The organism is Methylophaga thalassica (genome assembly GCF_030159795.1).
GTDB lineage: Bacteria > Pseudomonadota > Gammaproteobacteria > Nitrosococcales > Methylophagaceae > Methylophaga > Methylophaga thalassica.
Map to the genome: position 1 here is coordinate 1 of NZ_BSND01000005.1, position 18,810 is coordinate 18,810.

Consider the following 18,810-nt stretch of genomic DNA (forward strand, 5'->3'; position numbering starts at 1 on the left):
TTTCCTGCAACAAAGAAGCGAGAATTATACAGCTCTCTGCCAGACTGTCAACTTAATTTTTTACATTTTTTGAAACTGTAAACCTTAAGTCAAATGCCAATTCAATCAGCCTTTTCGGGCTCCCTCATCAACAAGAGGGGCGCATTCTACAGCGTATTGACGCAGCGTCAACAGGAAGATTTTCCCTTTTAGATATTTTATTACCTAGCTGTTTGAATCTATATGTTTTTTTATTTTCTTAAATTCAAATAGCTGTGAAAACATTCATTTTCTAGCTGCTTGAATGCTGCTTGTTCCGGTCAGAAAATCTTGTTATCGCCGTATTTGATTGTACTAAACAAATCAAAACTGACTTTCTGAGCGAACTCGATACTGGAGTTCGGCTCATTCCAAACTTACTTTAGAATGACCCAAGCAATTTTTTTCTTACCGGCTTGTATTAGATATTTGCCTGCGCCGAGCTGTAAACTAGGCTCAACTATATCCCACTCCACTTTCACACGCCCATTATTAAGCATATCTTTCGCCTGGGCTGAATTGGCAACCAGGTTGGCTTTATTTATAACAGCACCGATGGCTAGCTCAGTTTGTCCGTCCAATGAAATTTCGATTTCAGGTGTCCCCTCAGGCACTTCACCGTCAGTGATAACATTGCCAGCCCCCTTATGAGCAGTGGATGCGGCTTCTTCACCATGAAAACGAGCGACTATTTCTCTTGCCAGCTCAATCTTCACATCACGAGGGTTAGCTCCGTTGTCTACGCTAGCCTTCAGGTTTTCGATTTCTTTTATTGATTTAAATGACAGTAGCTCATACCAGCGCCACATCAGTGAGTCAGGGATAGAGACTATCTTTTGAAACATGGTACCTGGCGCTTCGGTAATGCCCACATAGTTTCCTAGAGACTTAGACATTTTCTTGATGCCATCCAAACCTTCTAATAATGGTGTCATGATAACGACTTGTGAATCTTGTCCTTCGGCCTTCTGTAATTCACGCCCCATTAATAGGTTAAATTTCTGATCGGTTCCGCCAAGTTCAATATCAGCTTTTAACGCAACAGAGTCATAGCCCTGTACCAAAGGGTAAAGAAATTCGTGAATTGAAATTGATTGATTTGCTTTAAAGCGTTTTTTGAAATCGTCACGTTCTAACATCCGAGCCACACTTAACTTTCCTGCTAACTTAATCATGAAGTCAGCACCTTTTTCTTTAAACCATTCGGAATTAAAACGTATTTCAGTTTTACTCGGCTCTAAAATTTTAAAGACTTGTTCTTTATAAGTTTTAGCGTTTTCTTCAATTTCTTCGGCTGTGAGTGGCGGACGAGTGGCACTTTTCCCCGTTGGGTCGCCAATAAGCCCGGTAAAGTCACCAATCAAAAAGATGACGGTATGCCCCATCTGTTGAAATTGACGCATTTTATTGAGAAGAACGGTGTGTCCGAGATGCAAATCAGGTGCAGTGGGATCGAAACCTGCTTTTATTCTTAACGGTTTTCCTGTGGAGAGTTTTTCAATAAGCTCGCTTTCAACTAAAATTTCTTCCGCACCACGACGAATCTCAAGCATCGCCTCATCTACAGGGATCATTTACAGCACTCCAAGTTCTTGTGTTTTAAGTGGTCGGCAATATTATCACAACAGACATAAAATAAGGGGTTCCAATTCTGATCATTTATTGAGAGAATTGGGAGAATTTATAATTTTACCAAGAGTTTGCATATGAAACGTAATAGACTTTTGAACTCCCCAGCAAAGTCAAAACTGTTCTCAAGTGAAAAAAAGTTCTATGGCAAACGTCATCATTACATAGCCTTATCAATTGCAAGCGTGATCGGTGTATTTGTCACCAGCATGGTTCTGGCGACCAGCACCCCAGTCAGCACTGATACTAAATCGCAAACAATTAACCTTCCAGGCCAGATTGGTGCTGAACATACGGCAAACTCTGATGATTCATCAAAACAGTCTGTTCAATTAAGTCTGGCAACACCTGAACAACCAACTGTCAATAATCCACAAACTGAATTAGTTGATATTCCTGACTCTAGCGATCTTGGTGTTGCAGAATCTGCACAGCTTGAACGCATTAATTTAGAAGAATCTCAACAGGAAGAACAGTCTGTATCAGCTACTACAGATGAAAGAGTTAATATGGCAGCCTCGACTGAAGAAGCGGTTGATCCTTCCATAGCAGAATGGAAGCAAGTGACCGTTAAGTCTGGTGACAATCTATCACTCATTTTTCCTAAAGTGGGTTTATCAGCACGCGATGTCTATAACGTTGCACAAACTGGAAAATCTATTAAACCATTACTCAATCTTAAACCAGGTCAGGAATTACACTTCGGCCTAACTAAAGATGAAGAAGGACAAACCCAACTTAAGCAACTTGATCTGATTTTTAGTCCTATCAAAAAATTAGAATTAGTGGCCACTCAAGATGGCTATAAGGCTGAAATACTTACAAAAGAAACCGATAAACGCCAAAAACAAGTATTTGGTGAAATTGAATCGTCATTATTCGGTTCAGGTTTACAGGCGGGTCTATCAGATAAACTCGTGATGGAATTAGCCCATATTTTTGGTTGGGATATCGACTTTGCTCTTGACTTGCGTCAGGGAGATAGTTTCAAAGTGATTTTCGAAGAAGATTATCTTGATGGGAAAAAATTTGATGACGGCGATATCTTAGCCGCTGAATTTACAAACCGAGGCAAAACATTTCGAGCTGTTCGTTACACAGACAGCGAAGGTAATACACATTACTTTACTCCTCAGGGTGAAAGTATGAGAAAAACCTTCACCAGAACACCCGTGCACTTTAGCCGTATCAGTTCTGTCTTTAATCCTAATAGAAAACATCCAGTATTAAAAACAAACAGACCGCATCGTGGTGTTGATTATGCTGCACCGACAGGCACCCCTATCTTGGCAACAGGGGATGGCAAGGTCGACTTTATTGGAAATAAAGGTGGTTATGGTCGTGTAATTATCTTATCTCACGGCGGTAAATACACAACACTATACGGCCACATGTCAAAATTCAAATCAGGTTTAAAACGAGGCCAACGTGTTAAACAAGGACAAGTCATTGGTTATGTCGGTATGAGTGGTCTGGCTACAGGTCCACATTTACATTATGAATTCCGTATCAATGGTGTTCACCATAATCCATTAACCGTGGCGCTGCCAAAAGCTGAACCGCTGAACGCAAAATACATGGCAGATTTCAAACAAAAGTCTCAACCACTGCTTGTGCAACTGGATTCATTAAAAGTCCCTACATTGGCACTTAACCAAAACTAAAATATATGAGTCTATATATTGGTGTGATGTCTGGCACCAGTCTTGATGGTATTGATGTATCTATCACTGACTTCAATGATCAGCAGATACGTTTGATTGCTGCTGAGACTTACCCATTCAGTAATCAGTTAAGAAGAGATCTGCATCAGCTAATTAGTTCAGCCAGAACTCACTTACAACAATTAGGGCAAATTGATATTGCCTTAGGTCATGCCTATAGCCAGGCAATCAATCAGCTTCTGAATGAAACACAAATAGCTGCAAATTGTATTGCAGCGATAGGCTGTCATGGACAGACTATTTTCCATGCACCAGAAGCTCAATATCCGTTTAGTATGCAAATAGGCAATGCAAATGTTATTGCTGAGAAAACAGGGATAACGACTGTCGCAGACTTCCGTCAAAGGGACATGGTTCTTGGTGGCCAGGGAGCACCATTAGTTCCAGCATTTCACCAAGCCCTTTTTCACTCTGATAATGAAAACAGAGTCATTGCAAACATCGGGGGTATTGGTAATATCACCATTTTGCCAAAAGATAAAAATAAAGCCGTTTCTGGCTTTGATACAGGCCCTGGAAACGTACTCATGGATGAATGGTATCAGCAACACCACTTGGCATTATATGATGCTAATGGTGACTGGGCTCGAGACGGTATCATTGATGAACAACTGTTGGAAACGCTCATGGCAGATAGTTTTTTTCAACAGTCCATACCCAAAAGTACAGGTCGAGAATACTTCAATTTAAAATGGCTGAGCAATATTCTGGCTAATATTGATAAACCTATTCCAGCGAAAGATATTCAAAAGACCTTATTGGAAATGACAGCTCGTTCAATAAGTGATGCCATCATTAATTATGCTGATAATACGGATGCCGTCTTTGTCTGTGGCGGTGGCTCACATAATCAAGTTTTGATGGATGCCTTACGCAAGAACCTATCAGGTGTCAGAGTCGATACGACATCCAGTCTAGGCCTTGCACCCGACTGGGTTGAAGCATGTGCCTTTGCTTGGTTAGCCATGCGAACGCTGTCTCATGCTTCAGGTAACTTGCCTGCCGTCACTGGTGCAGAAAAGTTAAGTCTTCTTGGCGCAATCTACCCATCTAACATCGCTTCATAAGCTGTCAGAGACATTAGTGTTTCAGGCAAATGAGTTATATCACTCACATTCATCTGGCATAACCAGCCAGTATCAAATGGATCTTGGTTAATTAATTGTGGTGTATCTGTTAATGGCAGATTGACTGCAGTTACTACGCCAGTCAGCAGAGAATAAAACTCTGTCGCTGACTTCATTGATTCAATAACAAATAAGCTATCGCCTATATAGTAATTTTGCCCAATTACCGGTAAATGTACATGAGTAATATCGCCAAGTTGATCCTGCAAAAACTCACTAATCCCCAGTCTTAGTTCATTTCCGCCATCGAGTGGAGTCAACCATATATGCTGTGATGAGAAAAAGCGTTGATTAACATCGACCATACAAACTGTTCAACGATTTTAACCTTTGTGAAATTTCGGGACTAAACATATCCCAATTAAACTGCCAAAGCCAGTTACCCATCATTGTTCCTGGTACATTCATTCTATGTTTACCATCTAGGGACAGGATATCTTGCAATGGTAAGATCGCTAACTCTGATACCGAACGTAAGGCAGAGCGAATCAGTAGCCATGGCATAGACTCTGTTGTTTCCCCGAAGTAGGCCTGAATATGAGCTTTAGTGTGCTCATCAAGCTGCTGATACCAGCCCAGAGTGGTATTGTTATCATGTGTGCCAGTATAAGTCACACTGTCTTCACATTGCTGGTGTGGCAGATAGGGATTTGAAGCATCACCACCAAAGGCAAATTGAAGAATTTTCATGCCCGGCATTCCATATTTTTCCCGAAGCTTAGTTACTTCTTCGGTAATAATGCCTAAATCTTCCGCGACTAAAGGTAGCTCACCAAAATAGTCTAATAATTCATCAAATAACTGCTCACCGGGTGCAGGCTTCCATTCACCATCTACTGCCGTTTCACATGTTGCAGGAATTTCCCAACAAGCCTCAAACCCTCGGAAATGATCAATTCTGATTAAGTCAAAAAGTGCGAGCTGTGTTTTTAAGCGCCGTTTCCACCAATCAAAATTCTGTTGAATGTGATGTTGCCATTCATACAATGGATTACCCCAGCGCTGGCCTGTTTCAGAAAAATAATCAGGGGGAACCCCTGCAACCCGGGTAGAAGCCCCTTGCTCATCCAAGGTAAATAATAATGGCTCTGCCCAAACATCAGCACTATCATGGGCTACAAAGATAGGCATATCGCCAAATAACTTGACACCTTTCTTATTCGCATATTCTCGTAGTTGCTGCCACTGAGTGAAAAACACATATTGCTCGAAGCGACGAATCATCAATGCTTCATCGCGTTCCTGTCTTACTTTATTTAACGCGTCAGGATGCCGTTCACGGAGTTCCTGTGGCCAGTCAAACCAGGCGCGAGCCTGATTGAGATGACGAATTTCACGAAACAGCACATAATCATCAAGCCAATACTGCTGTTCACTACAAAACGAAATAAACTGCTGATTATCTTCCTCAGAAGCATTTTTCAGAAACTGACGATATGCCGTAGCCATTAAGCGCGACATTTTGGCGTCATTTAGTTTTGTCGGTTCCGCCCAGCTTTGCGATTTTAATGTCTCACGGCAAATAAACCGGTTATTACCCGCATGAGCAGACAAACACTGATATGGTGAGCCATCTTCGTGCGTTGGGCCAAGTGGTAACATCTGCCAGACAGTGCCGCCAGAAGCACAGAGAAAATCAATGAATTTAAAGGCATCTGCTCCGAGATTACCCGAAGGTAAACTCGTTATATGTAAAAGGATACCGCTTCGCCGCTTATTGAATACTTTTGCTTGATTCACTAGTTAACTTCCACGCCTCATTGTTCCCGACTGTTCCACACCAGCGCCACCATGAGAAACTACTTCAGATAATTTTTGCGGGACAACCTCACCTAACATTTGATACAGGTTAGACAAATGCAGACGATACAAACGCTCAAAATCACTCACACTATCAGCTGAGTTATAGTCGCCAAACCACCAGAACCAGTCTGAGCCTTCACAAATGGCTAGTTGCCTTTCAAGTGCCAGTTGCATTTCTGGCTCAAACTCTTTGCTTGCCATCACCTTATCAAAGGTTTTTTTCGCATCACTCAATAAGTCCCAGGCTCGGTTCTTGTCTTTATCGCCTATCCAGGTGGAGTAAGAACCATAAACCCAGCTCCCACCGACCATTTTAGGCAACTCGGCAGCTTGAACCCCATTCTCAAGACATTCAGTGAATGTGGTAAGTTCGATATCAGGATGCTCAGACAAGGTTCGATACAAACTCTGTAGAAAATAATAGCCATTGTATGAGTAATATTCCCAGGCATTTTCTCCATCCAAAATCACAGAAATGACCCGGTCATCATCCCCCTCGGTATTGGCTTTAATATTGAGGATATGATGGACGAAATCATTGACAGCATCATCAGCCCCCCATTTTGTATAGGTAAAACCAATCATATCCGAGAGACCGTCGTCTCTGTAATAGCAGACCGGTGACGTGCCAGGTAATTTATATGGTTTATGAATGCTTGCGTCAGTCATGCCAGAAAGTTTTAAACTATTTCTGAGCACATTTTCACCTGTGGCAGCCCATGTGAAGCCATGTTTAGCAATCAGTTTTAATGCCGCTTCTGAAACAGCACCTTCTGAAGGCCAACAGCCTTTAGGTGTAAAACCAAAAAAGGATTTAAAGACTTTTATCCCCTCTTCCATATGCCAGTGGGCACGCTGCTCTCCTCCCGGGTAATGGGTTTCAAGCGGTAGTTCAGCATCAGGCATCGCCTCATGAGCTGAATTGATATCAAGTAATAACGGGATGATGGGATGTGCATATGGCGTCACTGATAACTCAACACGTCCTGTTTCAGCAAGGCGGCGATAACGCGGTATCAAATCTTTTAACAGCTCACCAATAACAATCATCAACTGACGTCTGTCATGAAATGTGTAATGTCTGCCTTTTTTCATTAAAGCCTGAATGCGGACATCGCTGCGTCTGACTGACTCAGCCATCCAGACTAAGTGATACCAGACCAGCATATCGATCATAAACTGATCATTCACATAATTGAGGCGCTCAGAGTCGTTGAGAAGCCAACGCGCCATTTTGACAAGTTTGGCGAAATGCGGAAATGGCTGGATTAATTTTTCATCATTTGCGCGTAAACAGGCATTAATTAATGTTTTACGCTCTTCGGCGTGAACTGGCTGCACAGGAGAGTCCAGGGCAATCAGTAGTGGATCTTTTAACCTACCAGTACCTTTAAATCGCCCTTGCAACTGCTCATCATAGTCAGCAAGTTGCTCCAATAATGTCGGCGCAAAATTGACGACAGCTTTAGCACCAGCCACACTCTCCAAGTGCCACGCCATATCGACGTAATCCTTAATGGCATGAAGATATGTCCATGGCAACTGATACAGTCCACCCATAGGCTCACTGTATTGAGGCTGGTGCATATGCCAGCAAAGTACCACTTTTATTTTATCTGACATAACGATAATTTTGTCCTAACATTTCAGGTGTGACTAAAACCACGCCGTTTGGAGAGACGTAATAACGTTTTGCATCTTGTTCCGGATCTTCACCAATCACCGTACCTTCTGGAATAACGCAGCCTTTATCAATAACCACACGTTTAAGTACTGAGTGACGACCAATTGTCACATCTGGTAAAACGACGCTGTCTTCAACCAATGAGTAACTGTGTACCTCAACATTCGAAAATAAAACAGAGTGGCGCACAGTCGAGCCAGAAATGATACAACCTCCAGATACCATTGAATCGACAGCCATCCCTCTTCGGTCATCGTCATCAAACACAAATTTAGCCGGTGGCTGTTGCGCCTGATGTGTCCAGATAGGCCAATCATCGTCATACAGGTTCAACTCAGGTGTCACACCAATCAGTTCCAGGTTGGCAGACCAAAAAGCATCAATAGTCCCTACATCACGCCAATAGCCCGGGTCATTGCCCTGCACATCTTTATAAGGAAAAGCAACGACTTTATAGTTTTTAATCAGATTGGGGATAATATCGTGCCCGAAATCATGAGTCGAAGTGCGGGTATCGGCATCCTTGATTAACTGTTCATATAAAAATGCGGCATTAAAAACATAAATGCCCATCGAAGCCAGCGCCACATCTTCGCGGCCCAAAATAGGGGTTGGTTCATCAGGTTTTTCATTAAACGCCACGATGCGTCTGTTTGCATCTACCGACATCACTCCCAGTGACTTGGCTTCTTCAATCGGTACTTCAATGCAGCCAATTGTCATATCCGCGTTTTGAGCAACATGCTCAGCCAGCATATCACCATAATCCATTTTATAAATATGATCACCGGCCAGTATCAGAACATATTCCGGACCATGGTTTCTCAGGATATCGATATTTTGATAGACCGCATCAGCCGTGCCGGCATACCAGCCTCTCTCATTACGCTGTGATGCTGGTAGTAATTCGACAAATTCACCCAGTGCGCCTCGCATAAAGCCCCACCCCTGCTGAACATGCCTGATTAAAGAGTGAGCCTTGTACTGAGTGAGAATTCCCACACGCCGAATACCTGAGTTAACACAATTAGACAGAGGAAAATCAATAATTCTGAACTTACCACCAAATGGTACGGCGGGTTTAGCACGCCAATCCGTCAGTTGTTTAAGCCGAGAACCACGACCGCCGGCTAAAATTAAAGCCAAGGTATCACGGGTAAGACGACTGACAAAACGGGTACTATTGTTTTCACTCATAGATGAATTCTCCGGCAAAAAACCTATTATTTGTGCTGTAATATTGTTAGCCTGCCATAAGCAAGCATTGAACAGCAATTAAAATTTACAGGACAGTATGACGATGATTTTTGACAACAATTTGAATGAAGACATCATTAAAATTATAGAAGCTCGTCATCATGACCCATTTAGCGTGCTGGGCCTTCATCAGAATGCCGGTCAAGCTGAAATCCGCGCTTTTTTACCAGATACAGAAACCGCTACTATTGACGGCAAACTCCCAATGCAACGCGTTGAAGGTAGTGATTTTTTTGTTTGGAAAGGTCCTCAGGAAAAAATTACTTGGCCTTATAAAATACATCGTCACTGCCATAACGGTGAGCAAGTGGCTTACCATGATCCCTACAGTATCATGCCGCAAATATCAGACTATGACCTTCACCTTTTTTCTGAAGGTAAGCATTGGCATGCCTATAAAATTCTGGGTGCGCACTACTACGAAGTTGAAGGGATTAAAGGCACCTTATTCGCCACATGGGCCCCAGGTGCGGAACGTGTAAGTGTTGTCGGTAATTTCAACCAATGGGATGGTCGACGCCATCCTATGAGAGTAAGAGGAGCAACCGGTGTATGGGAAATTTTTATTCCTGAACTCATGCCGGGTGAACTCTATAAGTTTGAAATTAGGAGTCGCCAAGGTGGCTCACTGCACCTGAAAATGGATCCTTATGGACAACAATGTGAATTAAGACCCGGCACCGCCTCCATCATTACCCACCCAAGCAAACACCAATGGAGTGATGAGGAATGGCTTACAACCCGAGAACGAAGTAACTGGCTCCACACCCCCCATTCCATCTACGAAGTCCATCTCGGTTCATGGAAACGCCATCAGGATGGAGGTTTTTACAACTATCGTGAGTTAGCCGACGAGCTTGTGCCGTATGTCAACGAGATGGGGTTTACTCATATTGAATTGTTACCGATTACCGAACATCCTTTGGATATCTCATGGGGTTATCAAACTACCGGCTACTTTGCGCCAACCAGTCGCTTCGGCAGCCCCGATGACTTCCGCTATTTTGTCGATCAATGTCACCAACACGATATTGGCGTGATCTTAGACTGGGTTCCGGGCCACTTTCCTAAAGACTCGCATGGACTTGCTAAATTTGATGGGACAGCATTGTATGAACATGCAGATCCCCGACGCGGCGAACACCAGGATTGGGGCACACTTATCTTTAACTATGGCAGAAAAGAAGTATTTAACTTCTTATTATCGAGTGCTTTTTACTGGTTGGAAGAATTCCATATCGATGGGCTTCGTGTCGATGCAGTAGCCTCTATGTTGTATCTGGATTATTCAAGAAAAGAAGGAGAGTGGCTTCCAAACCAATATGGTGGCCGTGAAAACCTCGAAGTTATCGAGTTTTTCAAACACGTTAACAGCGTATTACACAGTGAGCACCCTGGTTGTATTATCACGGCTGAAGAGTCTACCTCCTACCCAATGATTTCTCGGCCAACAGATATCGGTGGTCTCGGTTTTTCTATGAAATGGAATATGGGCTGGATGCACGATATTTTAGAATATATGCAACAAGATCCCATTCATCGTCGCTATCATCACGATGATCTGACCTTTGGCCTGCTCTACGCATTCACAGAAAACTTTGTTTTACCTTTCTCTCATGATGAAGTTGTGCATGGCAAACGTCCGATGATCTACAAAATGCCTGGTGATGAATGGCAACGCTTTGCTAACTTACGCATGCTCTATACCTTCATGTTCAGCTATCCAGGCAAAAAACTGCTGTTTATGGGATGTGAATTTGGTCAGGGCAGCGAATGGAACTGTGAAAAAGATTTGGATTGGTATGTACTTGATTATCCAGTACATCAGGGACTGAAAAAACTGGTGGCGGATCTCAACAATACTTATAAAAGTCTGCCAGCATTGTATAAACACGAATTTGAATCACAAGGCTTTGAATGGATTGATTGTAATGACAGGGAACATTCCATTCTGAGTTATTTACGCAAAAATAATGAAGAATTTATTATTGCTGTATTCAACTTTACACCCGTTCCACGAGATAACTACCGTCTCGGCGTGCCTGAACTGGGGGATTACGAAATCATTATCAATTCAGACTCTGAGTATTACGCGGGTAGCAATTACCATAATCTGCCTGTTATCAGTGCTGAACAAACAGCGTGGTCAGACAGACCATATTCAATACAACTCAATCTACCGCCATTATCCGGGCTGATTTTGCAAAAGAAACATTGAACGAAAAGATAGGCTTATTCCTCCTGCTCTATCAGGGGGAATAAGCTATTGAGATTTACTTACTGTCTTAACTCGCGAATGAGTTTAATCAGATGTGTTGTTGAGCTGTCGTGAGCTGAAATCTCTGCATCATCTTTCAGTTCAGGAACAATCGCTTTAGCTAACTGTTTACCAAGTTCAACACCCCATTGGTCAAAAGAATTAATATTCCAGACCACACCTTGTACAAACACTTTATGTTCATACAATGCCACTAATTGCCCCAACATTTCTGGGGTAAGTTTAGGAAATAACAAGACGTTACTTGGTCGGTTTCCAGGGAAAACTTTATGAGGTAGCAGCGCTTCAAGCTCTTTGCCTTCATAACCTTCTTTAACCAGCTCAGCACGCACTTCTTCAGCTGTTTTACCTTTCATTAGCGCTTCGGCTTGCGCCAGGCCATTTGCTAATAGAATAGACTGATGATCACATTCTGGATAATGACTATTCACCGGCAAGACAAAATCGACTGGGATTAACTGTGTACCTTGATGAATCAACTGAAAATAGGCATGTTGGCCATTAGTACCCGGTGTACCCCAAATAACAGGACCGGTTTTATAGTTGATACGTGCGCCAGAACGGTTAATAAATTTACCGTTACTTTCCATGTCCAGCTGTTGCATATGGCTAGGGAAACGAGCGAGTGAGTGATCATAAGGTACAATCGCCTGGGTTTGTGAATTAAAGAAATTCACATACCAAATACCCAACATACCCATGATCACTGGGATATTTTCTTTCAATGGTTGCTGACGGAAATGGTTATCCATCTGATGACCACCATCAAGCAAACGCTCAAAATTATCCATACCGGTATAGAGAGCTATCGGCAGACCAATGGCACTCCACAAGGAATAGCGGCCACCGACCCAGTCCCAGATTTCAAACATATTGGCAGTATCAATACCAAATTTAGCGACTTCATCAGCATTGGTTGAGACAGCAACAAAATGTTTTGCTACATCTTCTTGTTTACCTTGTTTCAAAAACCAATTACGTGCTGAGTGAGCATTTGTAATCGTTTCCTGAGTGGTGAAGGTTTTTGAGGCAACAACAAATAAGGTCGTTTCAGGGTTTAATTTTTCTAAGGTTGTGCTTAAATCTGTGCCATCAACATTAGACACAAAATGCACACCCATCCCATCAATACCATAAGGCTCAAGTGCATCACAAATCATGGCAGGCCCTAAATCGGAGCCGCCGATGCCGATATTAACAATGTCTGTAATCTTTTTACCTGAGAACCCTAACCACGTGCCACTATGTACCTGCTCACAAAAATTACGCATTTTATCAAGCACAGCGTTGACCATTGGTATGACATCTTTGCCGTCCACCATCACCGGTGTATTACTTCGATTTCGAAGCGCGGTGTGTAATACAGCCCGACCTTCCGTATGGTTAATGGCTTCACCTTTGAACATACGCTCAATCCAGTCCTGAATTTCAACGGCTTCAGCTAACTGGATTAACTTATCTACTGTTTCTTGAGTAATACGGTTTTTGGAGTAGTCCAGTAACAAATCACCACTTTTGATAGAAAATCGTTCAAACCGGTTTGAGTCAAGCGCAAACTGCTCACGCATGGATACGAATTTCAGGTCAGAATAGTGTCTGACCAAAGACTGCCATTCAGGTATATTCAAAGGTGTCATAGTTCTTAGATTTCTTGTATTAGTTATAATTATTGACTGAGGAATGAAGGCAGTTCAGCCCATTTTATGGTCTGCTGCTCCCCTGTCGCCATGGTTTTAATACCGATTGTTTGGTTAGACACTTCTTCATCCCCCAGAATAAGTGTCCAACGAGCTCCACTTCGATCAGCGCGTTTGAATTGGCTTTTAAAACTACCACCACCGCAATGGCTTATCAACCTTATACCAGGAAGCTCATCGCGTAAGCGTTCGGTTAATAACGCGGCCTGTGCCATGGCTTGTTCACCCACGGCGACTAAATACGCATCAGTTTGCTTTATTTCAGGTAGAGCGTCAGTTGCTTCAAGCAGAGCCACAAGGCGCTCTAAACCAATAGCAAAGCCAATTGCTGTAGCCTCTTTGCCTCCCAGCTGAGCTACTAAGCCATCATAACGACCGCCTGCACAGACTGTACCTTGTGAGCCAAGCTGATCCGTAACCCATTCGAATACAGTTTTACCGTAATAATCCAAACCTCTGACCAGTCTTGGATTAATTTCATAGGCAATATCGACACTGTCGAGTATCTGACATAACTGTTCAAAATGTTGCTTAGATTCTTCATCCAGATAATCGATTAATTTGGGTGCAGCGTCATTGAGCGCTTGCATCTCTGGATTTTTACTATCCAGAATCCGCAGAGGATTCGAATGTAAACGGCGCTGACTATCCTCATCAAGTTCTGACTGATGTTGTTCAAAGTAGGCAATTAATACTTCACGGTAGGCTAAGCGAGCTTCTGTGCTGCCTAACGAGTTTATCTGTAACGTTACACCTTTCAAGCCTAATGCTTTCCATAGCCTCGCCGTCAGCATAATCATCTCAGCATCGATATCAGGGCCATTAAAACCATAGGCTTCAACACCTATTTGATGGAACTGGCGATAACGGCCTTTTTGCGGACGTTCATGACGGAACATGGGCCCCATATACCAGAGACGCTGTGTTTGGTTGAGTAAACCGTTTTGCATGGCTGCACGAACACAGCCAGCCGTACCTTCCGGACGTAGCGTCAAACTGTCGCCATTGCGATCCTCAAAGGTATACATTTCTTTTTCGACGATATCAGTGACTTCACCGATGGAACGTTTAAAAAGCTCTGTTTTTTCAACAATTGGGAAACGAATTTCTTGATATCCATAACCAGCAAGAACATCTTTTAAGATAGTTTCTATCACTTGCCAGTATGGGGTTGCTTCAGGGAGAATATCGTTCATCCCCCTGATAGAGCGGATAATCTCTGCCACGTCTAACTAATATCCTTTATCGGTATTGTTTTAATATTACTTTGTTGTTGTTTTTGTATTTCAATACGCTTGCGTATTTGCTGCTCCAGCTCGTCCACCAAAGCCTCATTTTCTACTTTATGGTTTGGCTTTCCATCGACATAGAGCAAATTGGGTGTACCGCCTGTCAAACCAATGGCCGCTTCTTTCGCTTCACCTGGACCATTTACAACACAGCCAATAACAGCCACATCCATCGGCTCTGTAATATCTTCAAGTCTGGCTTCAAGAGCATTAACTGTAGAAATGACATCGAATTGCTGACGAGAGCATGAAGGACAGGCAATTAAGTTGATACCTTTACTACGAATTCGCAAGCTTTTTAAAATATCAAAGCCGACTTTGATTTCTTCTACAGGATCTGCAGCAAGTGAAACACGAATGGTATCGCCAATGCCTTCAGATAGTAGCATTCCCAGGCCTATCGCTGACTTGACTGAACCAGAACGCAAACCACCGGCTTCCGTGATCCCTAAATGCAGTGGTTGTTCAATCTGCTGAGCAAGTTTTCTGTATGCATGCACTGTCATAAACACATCAGATGCTTTTAGACTGACTTTAAAATCGGGATAGTTCAACCTATCCAGAATATCAATATGTCTCAACGCCGATTCAACTAAAGCATCTGGAGTAGGCTCACCATATTTTTTCTGTAATTCTTTTTCTAAAGACCCCGCATTCACACCAATACGAATAGGAATGCCGTGATCACGTGCACTATCGACAACAGCACGGACACGTTCTTCCCGTCCGATATTACCCGGGTTAATTCGCAGACAATCGACACCAAGTTCCGCAACACGTAGCGCAATTTTGTAATCAAAATGGATATCAGCTACCAGCGGAATAGAGACTTGTTGTTTAATTTTACCGAAGGCTTCTGCAGCATCCATGGTAGGCACAGAAACACGCACAATATCAGCGCCTACATTTTGTAATGCCTTAATTTGAGCTACAGTGGCGGCGACATCAGTCGTCTCAGTATTTGTCATACTTTGAACTGCAACAGGTGCATCACCACCAACAGCAACATTACCGACCATTATCTGTCTGGATTTTCTCCGCTGAATATTGACTGTCGTATTTTCCATCATGACTGAGCTCCTAACGTCAGTTTTGCGACATTGCCCTGTGTGTATGGCGCCAGATCAACAGGTTTACTGTTGTAAGTAACATCAGCAAAATCTGCTTTACCTAATAAAATTTTTACTGGCAGTTCACTTTTTAACTCAACAGATTGTTTGGCTTTCATGACTTGGCTTAATAAGACATTCATCGCCGTATCAGTTACTTCAACCCAGCAGTCGCCACTAAAAGACATTTTGAGGATATTTTGTTGAGGTTCTGATGCTGATTCTGACGCCGTATTGGCCACATCAGCAATATCCGTATCCTCAGCTGAATCAACCGCACTGTTATCGGGTTCGACTGCACCAGCAGTGTCATCTTCTGGCATTAAGTCAGGCGAATCCGCTACCGGTTCATGACTAGTAACAGTCTCTTGATCAGCCGGTTTATCAAGTTCAGTTTTATCCGGAACTACTGAACCAACCTCATCCGCTTCGCTAGAGGTTGACGTTTGATTGGTTTGCCACTGTTGGTAAGCTGACCAAATAATAAAGGTGCCGACAAGTAGAAAAATAATCATCAACCAGGGGAATGGTTTTTGTTCTACAGCGCCGAGAGTCTTAACCAGTCTTGGCTCATCATCAACCAGTAAATACTCGTCATTAAAGACAGCTAGCATTTCTTCCTGAGGTAAACCCAAAAATTTCACATAGCTGGCAAAATAGCCACGAGCATATGTCCGTCCATGCAGTTTATCCCACTGCTGATTTTCGAGATAAATAATAATATCTCTGGTTAAACGGAGCTGTGTTGCCACTTCTGCTACGGATAATTTTTTATTTTCACGTGCCTGCTGAAGACGTGCTCCAAGACTCGGGGTATTCGAAGTCACTACAAAATCGTCATTCAAATCACTCATCACTCAACAAGCCCTTGGTTAACAATACGCATCTCATCCGAATCAGGAAAACGAGAACGCAAAATAAGTTTATAGCTGGATACAGCGTTTTTATCAGCTAATTTAGTTTCAATTTTGATCCCCAACAAAAGGGCTTGTGACGTCCAACTAGCCGCTTGCTGAAAGCGTTGAATATAGCCTCTGGCCTGTAAATAATTTTGTTGTTGATAACTGATAGAAGCCATTTTTAATAAGGACTTAGGTAATCTTGGCGCCATCTGTAATGCTTTACGGAAATAACCTTCCGCTCGATCTGTAGCCCCTGCTTTTTCCGTACAAAGCCCGGCATTTTCATAAGCCAGAGCAGCACTGGAGTACAGTGGATTTTCTAATGCCTTAAGAAAGCGTTTCTCAGCTTCATCATATCTAGACTGCTGACATAAAAAAACACCGTAGTTATTTTGTGCTTCTGAATAATCGGGTTCTAGTTGAACAGCCCTTTCGAAATGTTCTTCTGCTTTATCGTTCTCACCTAAGTACTGATAGAGAAGTGCAATCGTGTTATGCGCACTGGATAAATTAGGATTTTGCTTTAACGCTTTTTCTAATTTTTCCAAGGCAATTTTGTAATCACCACGCTGCATGTAATTCAAGCCAAGACGCATGTTAATGTCAGCAGCTTTTGCATCCTTTGCAACATATTCGCTTCTCGTACCACCGGTACTATTACACGCAGTGAGAACAAAAAACGCTATCAAAATTAAAGCAAAACTGACGCGATTACTCATCGATGAAACACAACCTCCTGAGCTCGCATACGTTCACTTCGACGTGACTTATCCTGTACTTCGCCAGCAAGCTGACCACAGGCAGCGACAATATCATCACCTCGAGTTTTTCTAACCGTAGCAACGAGACCTTGATCGATCAAATATTGCTGAAACCTGACAATCTGATTACGCGAAGAACATTTGTAATGTGTTCCAGGAAACGGATTAAAAGGGATCAAATTAATTTTGTTTGGTAAACCTTTTAAAAGTCGAACCAAGTCTTTTGCATCCTGGATGGAATCATTAATACCATCCAACATCACATATTCGACGGTAATATGACGTCGCTGCTGACCGACAACATAACGCTTGCAAGCCGCCAATAACTCTGCAATCGGGTACTTCTGGTTAATCGGAACAATTTGATTTCTTAACTCATCATTAGCCGCGTGTAATGAAATGGCCAGACTCACATGACAATCTTCGCGAAGTTTATCAATCATCGGTACTATTCCAGAGGTACTCAATGTCAATCGCCGCCATGAAATACCATAACCAAAATCATCACGCATCAAGTTCATAGCGGTGACAACATTACTATAGTTAGCCAACGGCTCCCCCATTCCCATCATCACCACATTGGTGACAACTCGGTTACCTTTGGGATCTTTACCTAAAGCTTCATTGGCAATCCATAACTGCGCAATAATTTCTGCAGCATCCAGATTGCGATTAAAACCTTGTTGGGCTGTTGAGCAAAATGTACAGGTCAACGCACAGCCGACTTGAGAAGATACACATAAGGTTCCTCTCCCACTTTCGGGAATAAAAACCGTCTCGATAGCATTGCCACAGGAGAGTTTAATAATCCATTTACGTGTGCCATCCTGAGAGATATGTTCGTGCATCACTTCAGGCAATTTAATTTCAGCAACCGCCTGCAATTTTTCTCTTAGTGCTTTGCTCAGATTACTCATCTCAGCAAAGTCAGTGATCCGATATTTATGGATCCACTGTAAAAGCTGACGAGCACGGAAAGGTTTTTCGTCTAATTCGACGAAAAACGCTTCCAGACCATGCAGGTCTAATCCCAGAAGATTCGTGCGTTCAGTCATAAATTACTCTTAGCGTGTACGGGCGCAAACTTCATCATCAGCGAAGAAGTAAGACACTTCACGTGCAGCACTTTCAACTGAGTCAGAACCATGTACCGCATTTTCATCAATGCTTTGAGCGAAATCAGCACGAATTGTACCTGCAGCGGCTTCAGCTGGGTTTGTTGCACCCATCAGATCACGGTGAGTTAAAACCGCATTTTCACCTTCCAGTACTTGAACGATAACGGGTCCAGAAGTCATAAAGCTGACAAGGTCTTTAAAGAAAGGACGTTCTTTGTGTTCCGCGTAAAAGCCTTCCGCTTTTTCTTGTGACAGGTGCATCATTTTTGCAGCCACAATTTTTAAGCCTGCTTTTTCAAAGCGCGTGTAAATTTCACCAATGACATTTTTTGCAACAGCATCAGGTTTGATGATAGAAAGAGTGCGTTCAATCGCCATGTTATTCCTCTATATTTAATTTGAGTCAAGAAAATC

General features: G+C 42.7%; 15 protein-coding genes. 3 read left to right on the forward strand and 12 right to left on the reverse strand.

Annotated elements, in window-relative coordinates:
• Positions 1-395: 395 nt before the first annotated feature.
• Positions 396-1,592 carry a tyrosine--tRNA ligase gene (gene tyrS / locus QQL60_RS07245; protein WP_284722904.1) on the reverse strand — a complete coding sequence of 399 codons (1,197 nt, stop codon included), beginning with the start codon at positions 1,590-1,592 and terminating at the stop codon, positions 396-398.
• 132 nt (positions 1,593-1,724) lie between these two features.
• Here tyrS and QQL60_RS07250 point away from each other — a divergent pair, with 132 nt between their 5' ends.
• Entirely contained in the window at positions 1,725-3,311 is a 1,587-nt protein-coding gene (locus tag QQL60_RS07250) for an OapA family protein (protein ID WP_284722905.1), read from the forward strand.
• A gap of 5 nt (positions 3,312-3,316) precedes the next feature.
• Positions 3,317-4,438, forward strand: coding sequence for an anhydro-N-acetylmuramic acid kinase (locus QQL60_RS07255; RefSeq protein ID WP_284722906.1), 1,122 nt, complete (start codon positions 3,317-3,319; stop codon positions 4,436-4,438).
• On the opposite strand, the gene QQL60_RS07260 is transcribed toward QQL60_RS07255, so the two are convergent.
• Genes QQL60_RS07260 through glgC form a run of 4 tightly spaced genes read right to left on the reverse strand, consistent with a single transcriptional unit; the run spans position 4,414 to position 9,182 of the window.
• Entirely contained in the window at positions 4,414-4,803 is a 390-nt protein-coding gene (locus QQL60_RS07260) for a glycine cleavage system protein H (RefSeq protein WP_284450600.1), read from the reverse strand. The two genes, QQL60_RS07255 and QQL60_RS07260, sit on opposite strands and share 25 nt — an antisense overlap.
• Positions 4,790-6,238, reverse strand: coding sequence for a 4-alpha-glucanotransferase (gene malQ, locus QQL60_RS07265; RefSeq protein ID WP_284722907.1), 1,449 nt, complete (start codon positions 6,236-6,238; stop codon positions 4,790-4,792). The genes QQL60_RS07260 and malQ overlap by 14 nt, the downstream gene beginning before the upstream one ends.
• A 3-nt stretch (positions 6,239-6,241) precedes the next feature.
• Positions 6,242-7,924, reverse strand: a complete 1,683-nt coding sequence (locus QQL60_RS07270; RefSeq protein WP_284722908.1) for a glycoside hydrolase family 57 protein — start codon at positions 7,922-7,924, stop codon at positions 6,242-6,244.
• A complete protein-coding gene (glgC, locus tag QQL60_RS07275) occupies positions 7,914-9,182 on the reverse strand; it encodes a glucose-1-phosphate adenylyltransferase (protein WP_007146263.1) in 1,269 nt (422 codons plus the stop codon). Before glgC ends, QQL60_RS07270 begins: the two co-directional genes overlap by 11 nt.
• 103 nt (positions 9,183-9,285) lie before the next feature.
• Here glgC and glgB point away from each other — a divergent pair, with 103 nt between their 5' ends.
• On the forward strand, positions 9,286-11,460 hold the full coding sequence (glgB, locus tag QQL60_RS07280; RefSeq protein ID WP_413661952.1) for a 1,4-alpha-glucan branching protein GlgB: 2,175 nt from the start codon (positions 9,286-9,288) through the stop codon (positions 11,458-11,460).
• Positions 11,461-11,519: 59 nt separating this feature from the next.
• On the opposite strand, the gene pgi is transcribed toward glgB, so the two are convergent.
• From pgi to ndk, 7 genes are read right to left on the reverse strand one after another with little or no spacing between them, the layout of a single operon-like run.
• Positions 11,520-13,157 carry a glucose-6-phosphate isomerase gene (gene pgi, locus QQL60_RS07285; protein WP_284722909.1) on the reverse strand — a complete coding sequence of 546 codons (1,638 nt, stop codon included), beginning with the start codon at positions 13,155-13,157 and terminating at the stop codon, positions 11,520-11,522.
• A gap of 29 nt (positions 13,158-13,186) precedes the next feature.
• Positions 13,187-14,443, reverse strand: a complete 1,257-nt coding sequence (gene hisS / locus QQL60_RS07290; RefSeq protein ID WP_284722910.1) for a histidine--tRNA ligase — start codon at positions 14,441-14,443, stop codon at positions 13,187-13,189.
• A 2-nt stretch (positions 14,444-14,445) separates the two neighbouring features.
• Positions 14,446-15,576: a flavodoxin-dependent (E)-4-hydroxy-3-methylbut-2-enyl-diphosphate synthase gene (gene ispG, locus QQL60_RS07295; RefSeq protein ID WP_007146267.1), complete on the reverse strand. Its 1,131-nt coding sequence runs from the start codon at positions 15,574-15,576 to the stop codon at positions 14,446-14,448.
• Positions 15,573-16,469, reverse strand: a complete 897-nt coding sequence (locus QQL60_RS07300; RefSeq protein ID WP_007146268.1) for a RodZ domain-containing protein — start codon at positions 16,467-16,469, stop codon at positions 15,573-15,575. Before QQL60_RS07300 ends, ispG begins: the two co-directional genes overlap by 4 nt.
• The gene (pilW, locus tag QQL60_RS07305; protein WP_284722911.1) at positions 16,469-17,236 is read right to left on the reverse strand and encodes a type IV pilus biogenesis/stability protein PilW; all 768 of its coding nucleotides are present in this window, start codon (positions 17,234-17,236) and stop codon (positions 16,469-16,471) included. The genes QQL60_RS07300 and pilW overlap by 1 nt, the downstream gene beginning before the upstream one ends.
• Positions 17,233-18,333 carry a dual-specificity RNA methyltransferase RlmN gene (rlmN, locus tag QQL60_RS07310; protein WP_273181106.1) on the reverse strand — a complete coding sequence of 367 codons (1,101 nt, stop codon included), beginning with the start codon at positions 18,331-18,333 and terminating at the stop codon, positions 17,233-17,235. The genes pilW and rlmN overlap by 4 nt, the downstream gene beginning before the upstream one ends.
• A gap of 9 nt (positions 18,334-18,342) precedes the next feature.
• On the reverse strand, positions 18,343-18,774 hold the full coding sequence (ndk, locus tag QQL60_RS07315) for a nucleoside-diphosphate kinase (RefSeq protein WP_273181108.1): 432 nt from the start codon (positions 18,772-18,774) through the stop codon (positions 18,343-18,345).
• Between the last annotated feature and the right edge of the window lie 36 nt (positions 18,775-18,810).

What these genes read in the sequence shown, in the direction of transcription:
- tyrS (WP_284722904.1), bottom strand. Translation starts at nt 1,592, where the DNA reads ATGATCCCTGTAGATGAGGCGATGCTTGAGATTCGTCGTGGTGCGGAA.
- QQL60_RS07250 (WP_284722905.1), top strand. Translation starts at nt 1,725, where the DNA reads ATGAAACGTAATAGACTTTTGAACTCCCCAGCAAAGTCAAAACTGTTC.
- QQL60_RS07255 (WP_284722906.1), top strand. Translation starts at nt 3,317, where the DNA reads ATGAGTCTATATATTGGTGTGATGTCTGGCACCAGTCTTGATGGTATT.
- QQL60_RS07260 (WP_284450600.1), bottom strand. Translation starts at nt 4,803, where the DNA reads ATGGTCGATGTTAATCAACGCTTTTTCTCATCACAGCATATATGGTTG.
- QQL60_RS07270 (WP_284722908.1), bottom strand. Translation starts at nt 7,924, where the DNA reads ATGTCAGATAAAATAAAAGTGGTACTTTGCTGGCATATGCACCAGCCT.
- glgC (WP_007146263.1), bottom strand. Translation starts at nt 9,182, where the DNA reads ATGAGTGAAAACAATAGTACCCGTTTTGTCAGTCGTCTTACCCGTGAT.
- glgB (WP_413661952.1), top strand. Translation starts at nt 9,286, where the DNA reads ATGATTTTTGACAACAATTTGAATGAAGACATCATTAAAATTATAGAA.
- pgi (WP_284722909.1), bottom strand. Translation starts at nt 13,157, where the DNA reads ATGACACCTTTGAATATACCTGAATGGCAGTCTTTGGTCAGACACTAT.
- ispG (WP_007146267.1), bottom strand. Translation starts at nt 15,576, where the DNA reads ATGATGGAAAATACGACAGTCAATATTCAGCGGAGAAAATCCAGACAG.
- QQL60_RS07300 (WP_007146268.1), bottom strand. Translation starts at nt 16,469, where the DNA reads ATGAGTGATTTGAATGACGATTTTGTAGTGACTTCGAATACCCCGAGT.
- pilW (WP_284722911.1), bottom strand. Translation starts at nt 17,236, where the DNA reads ATGAGTAATCGCGTCAGTTTTGCTTTAATTTTGATAGCGTTTTTTGTT.
- rlmN (WP_273181106.1), bottom strand. Translation starts at nt 18,333, where the DNA reads ATGACTGAACGCACGAATCTTCTGGGATTAGACCTGCATGGTCTGGAA.
- ndk (WP_273181108.1), bottom strand. Translation starts at nt 18,774, where the DNA reads ATGGCGATTGAACGCACTCTTTCTATCATCAAACCTGATGCTGTTGCA.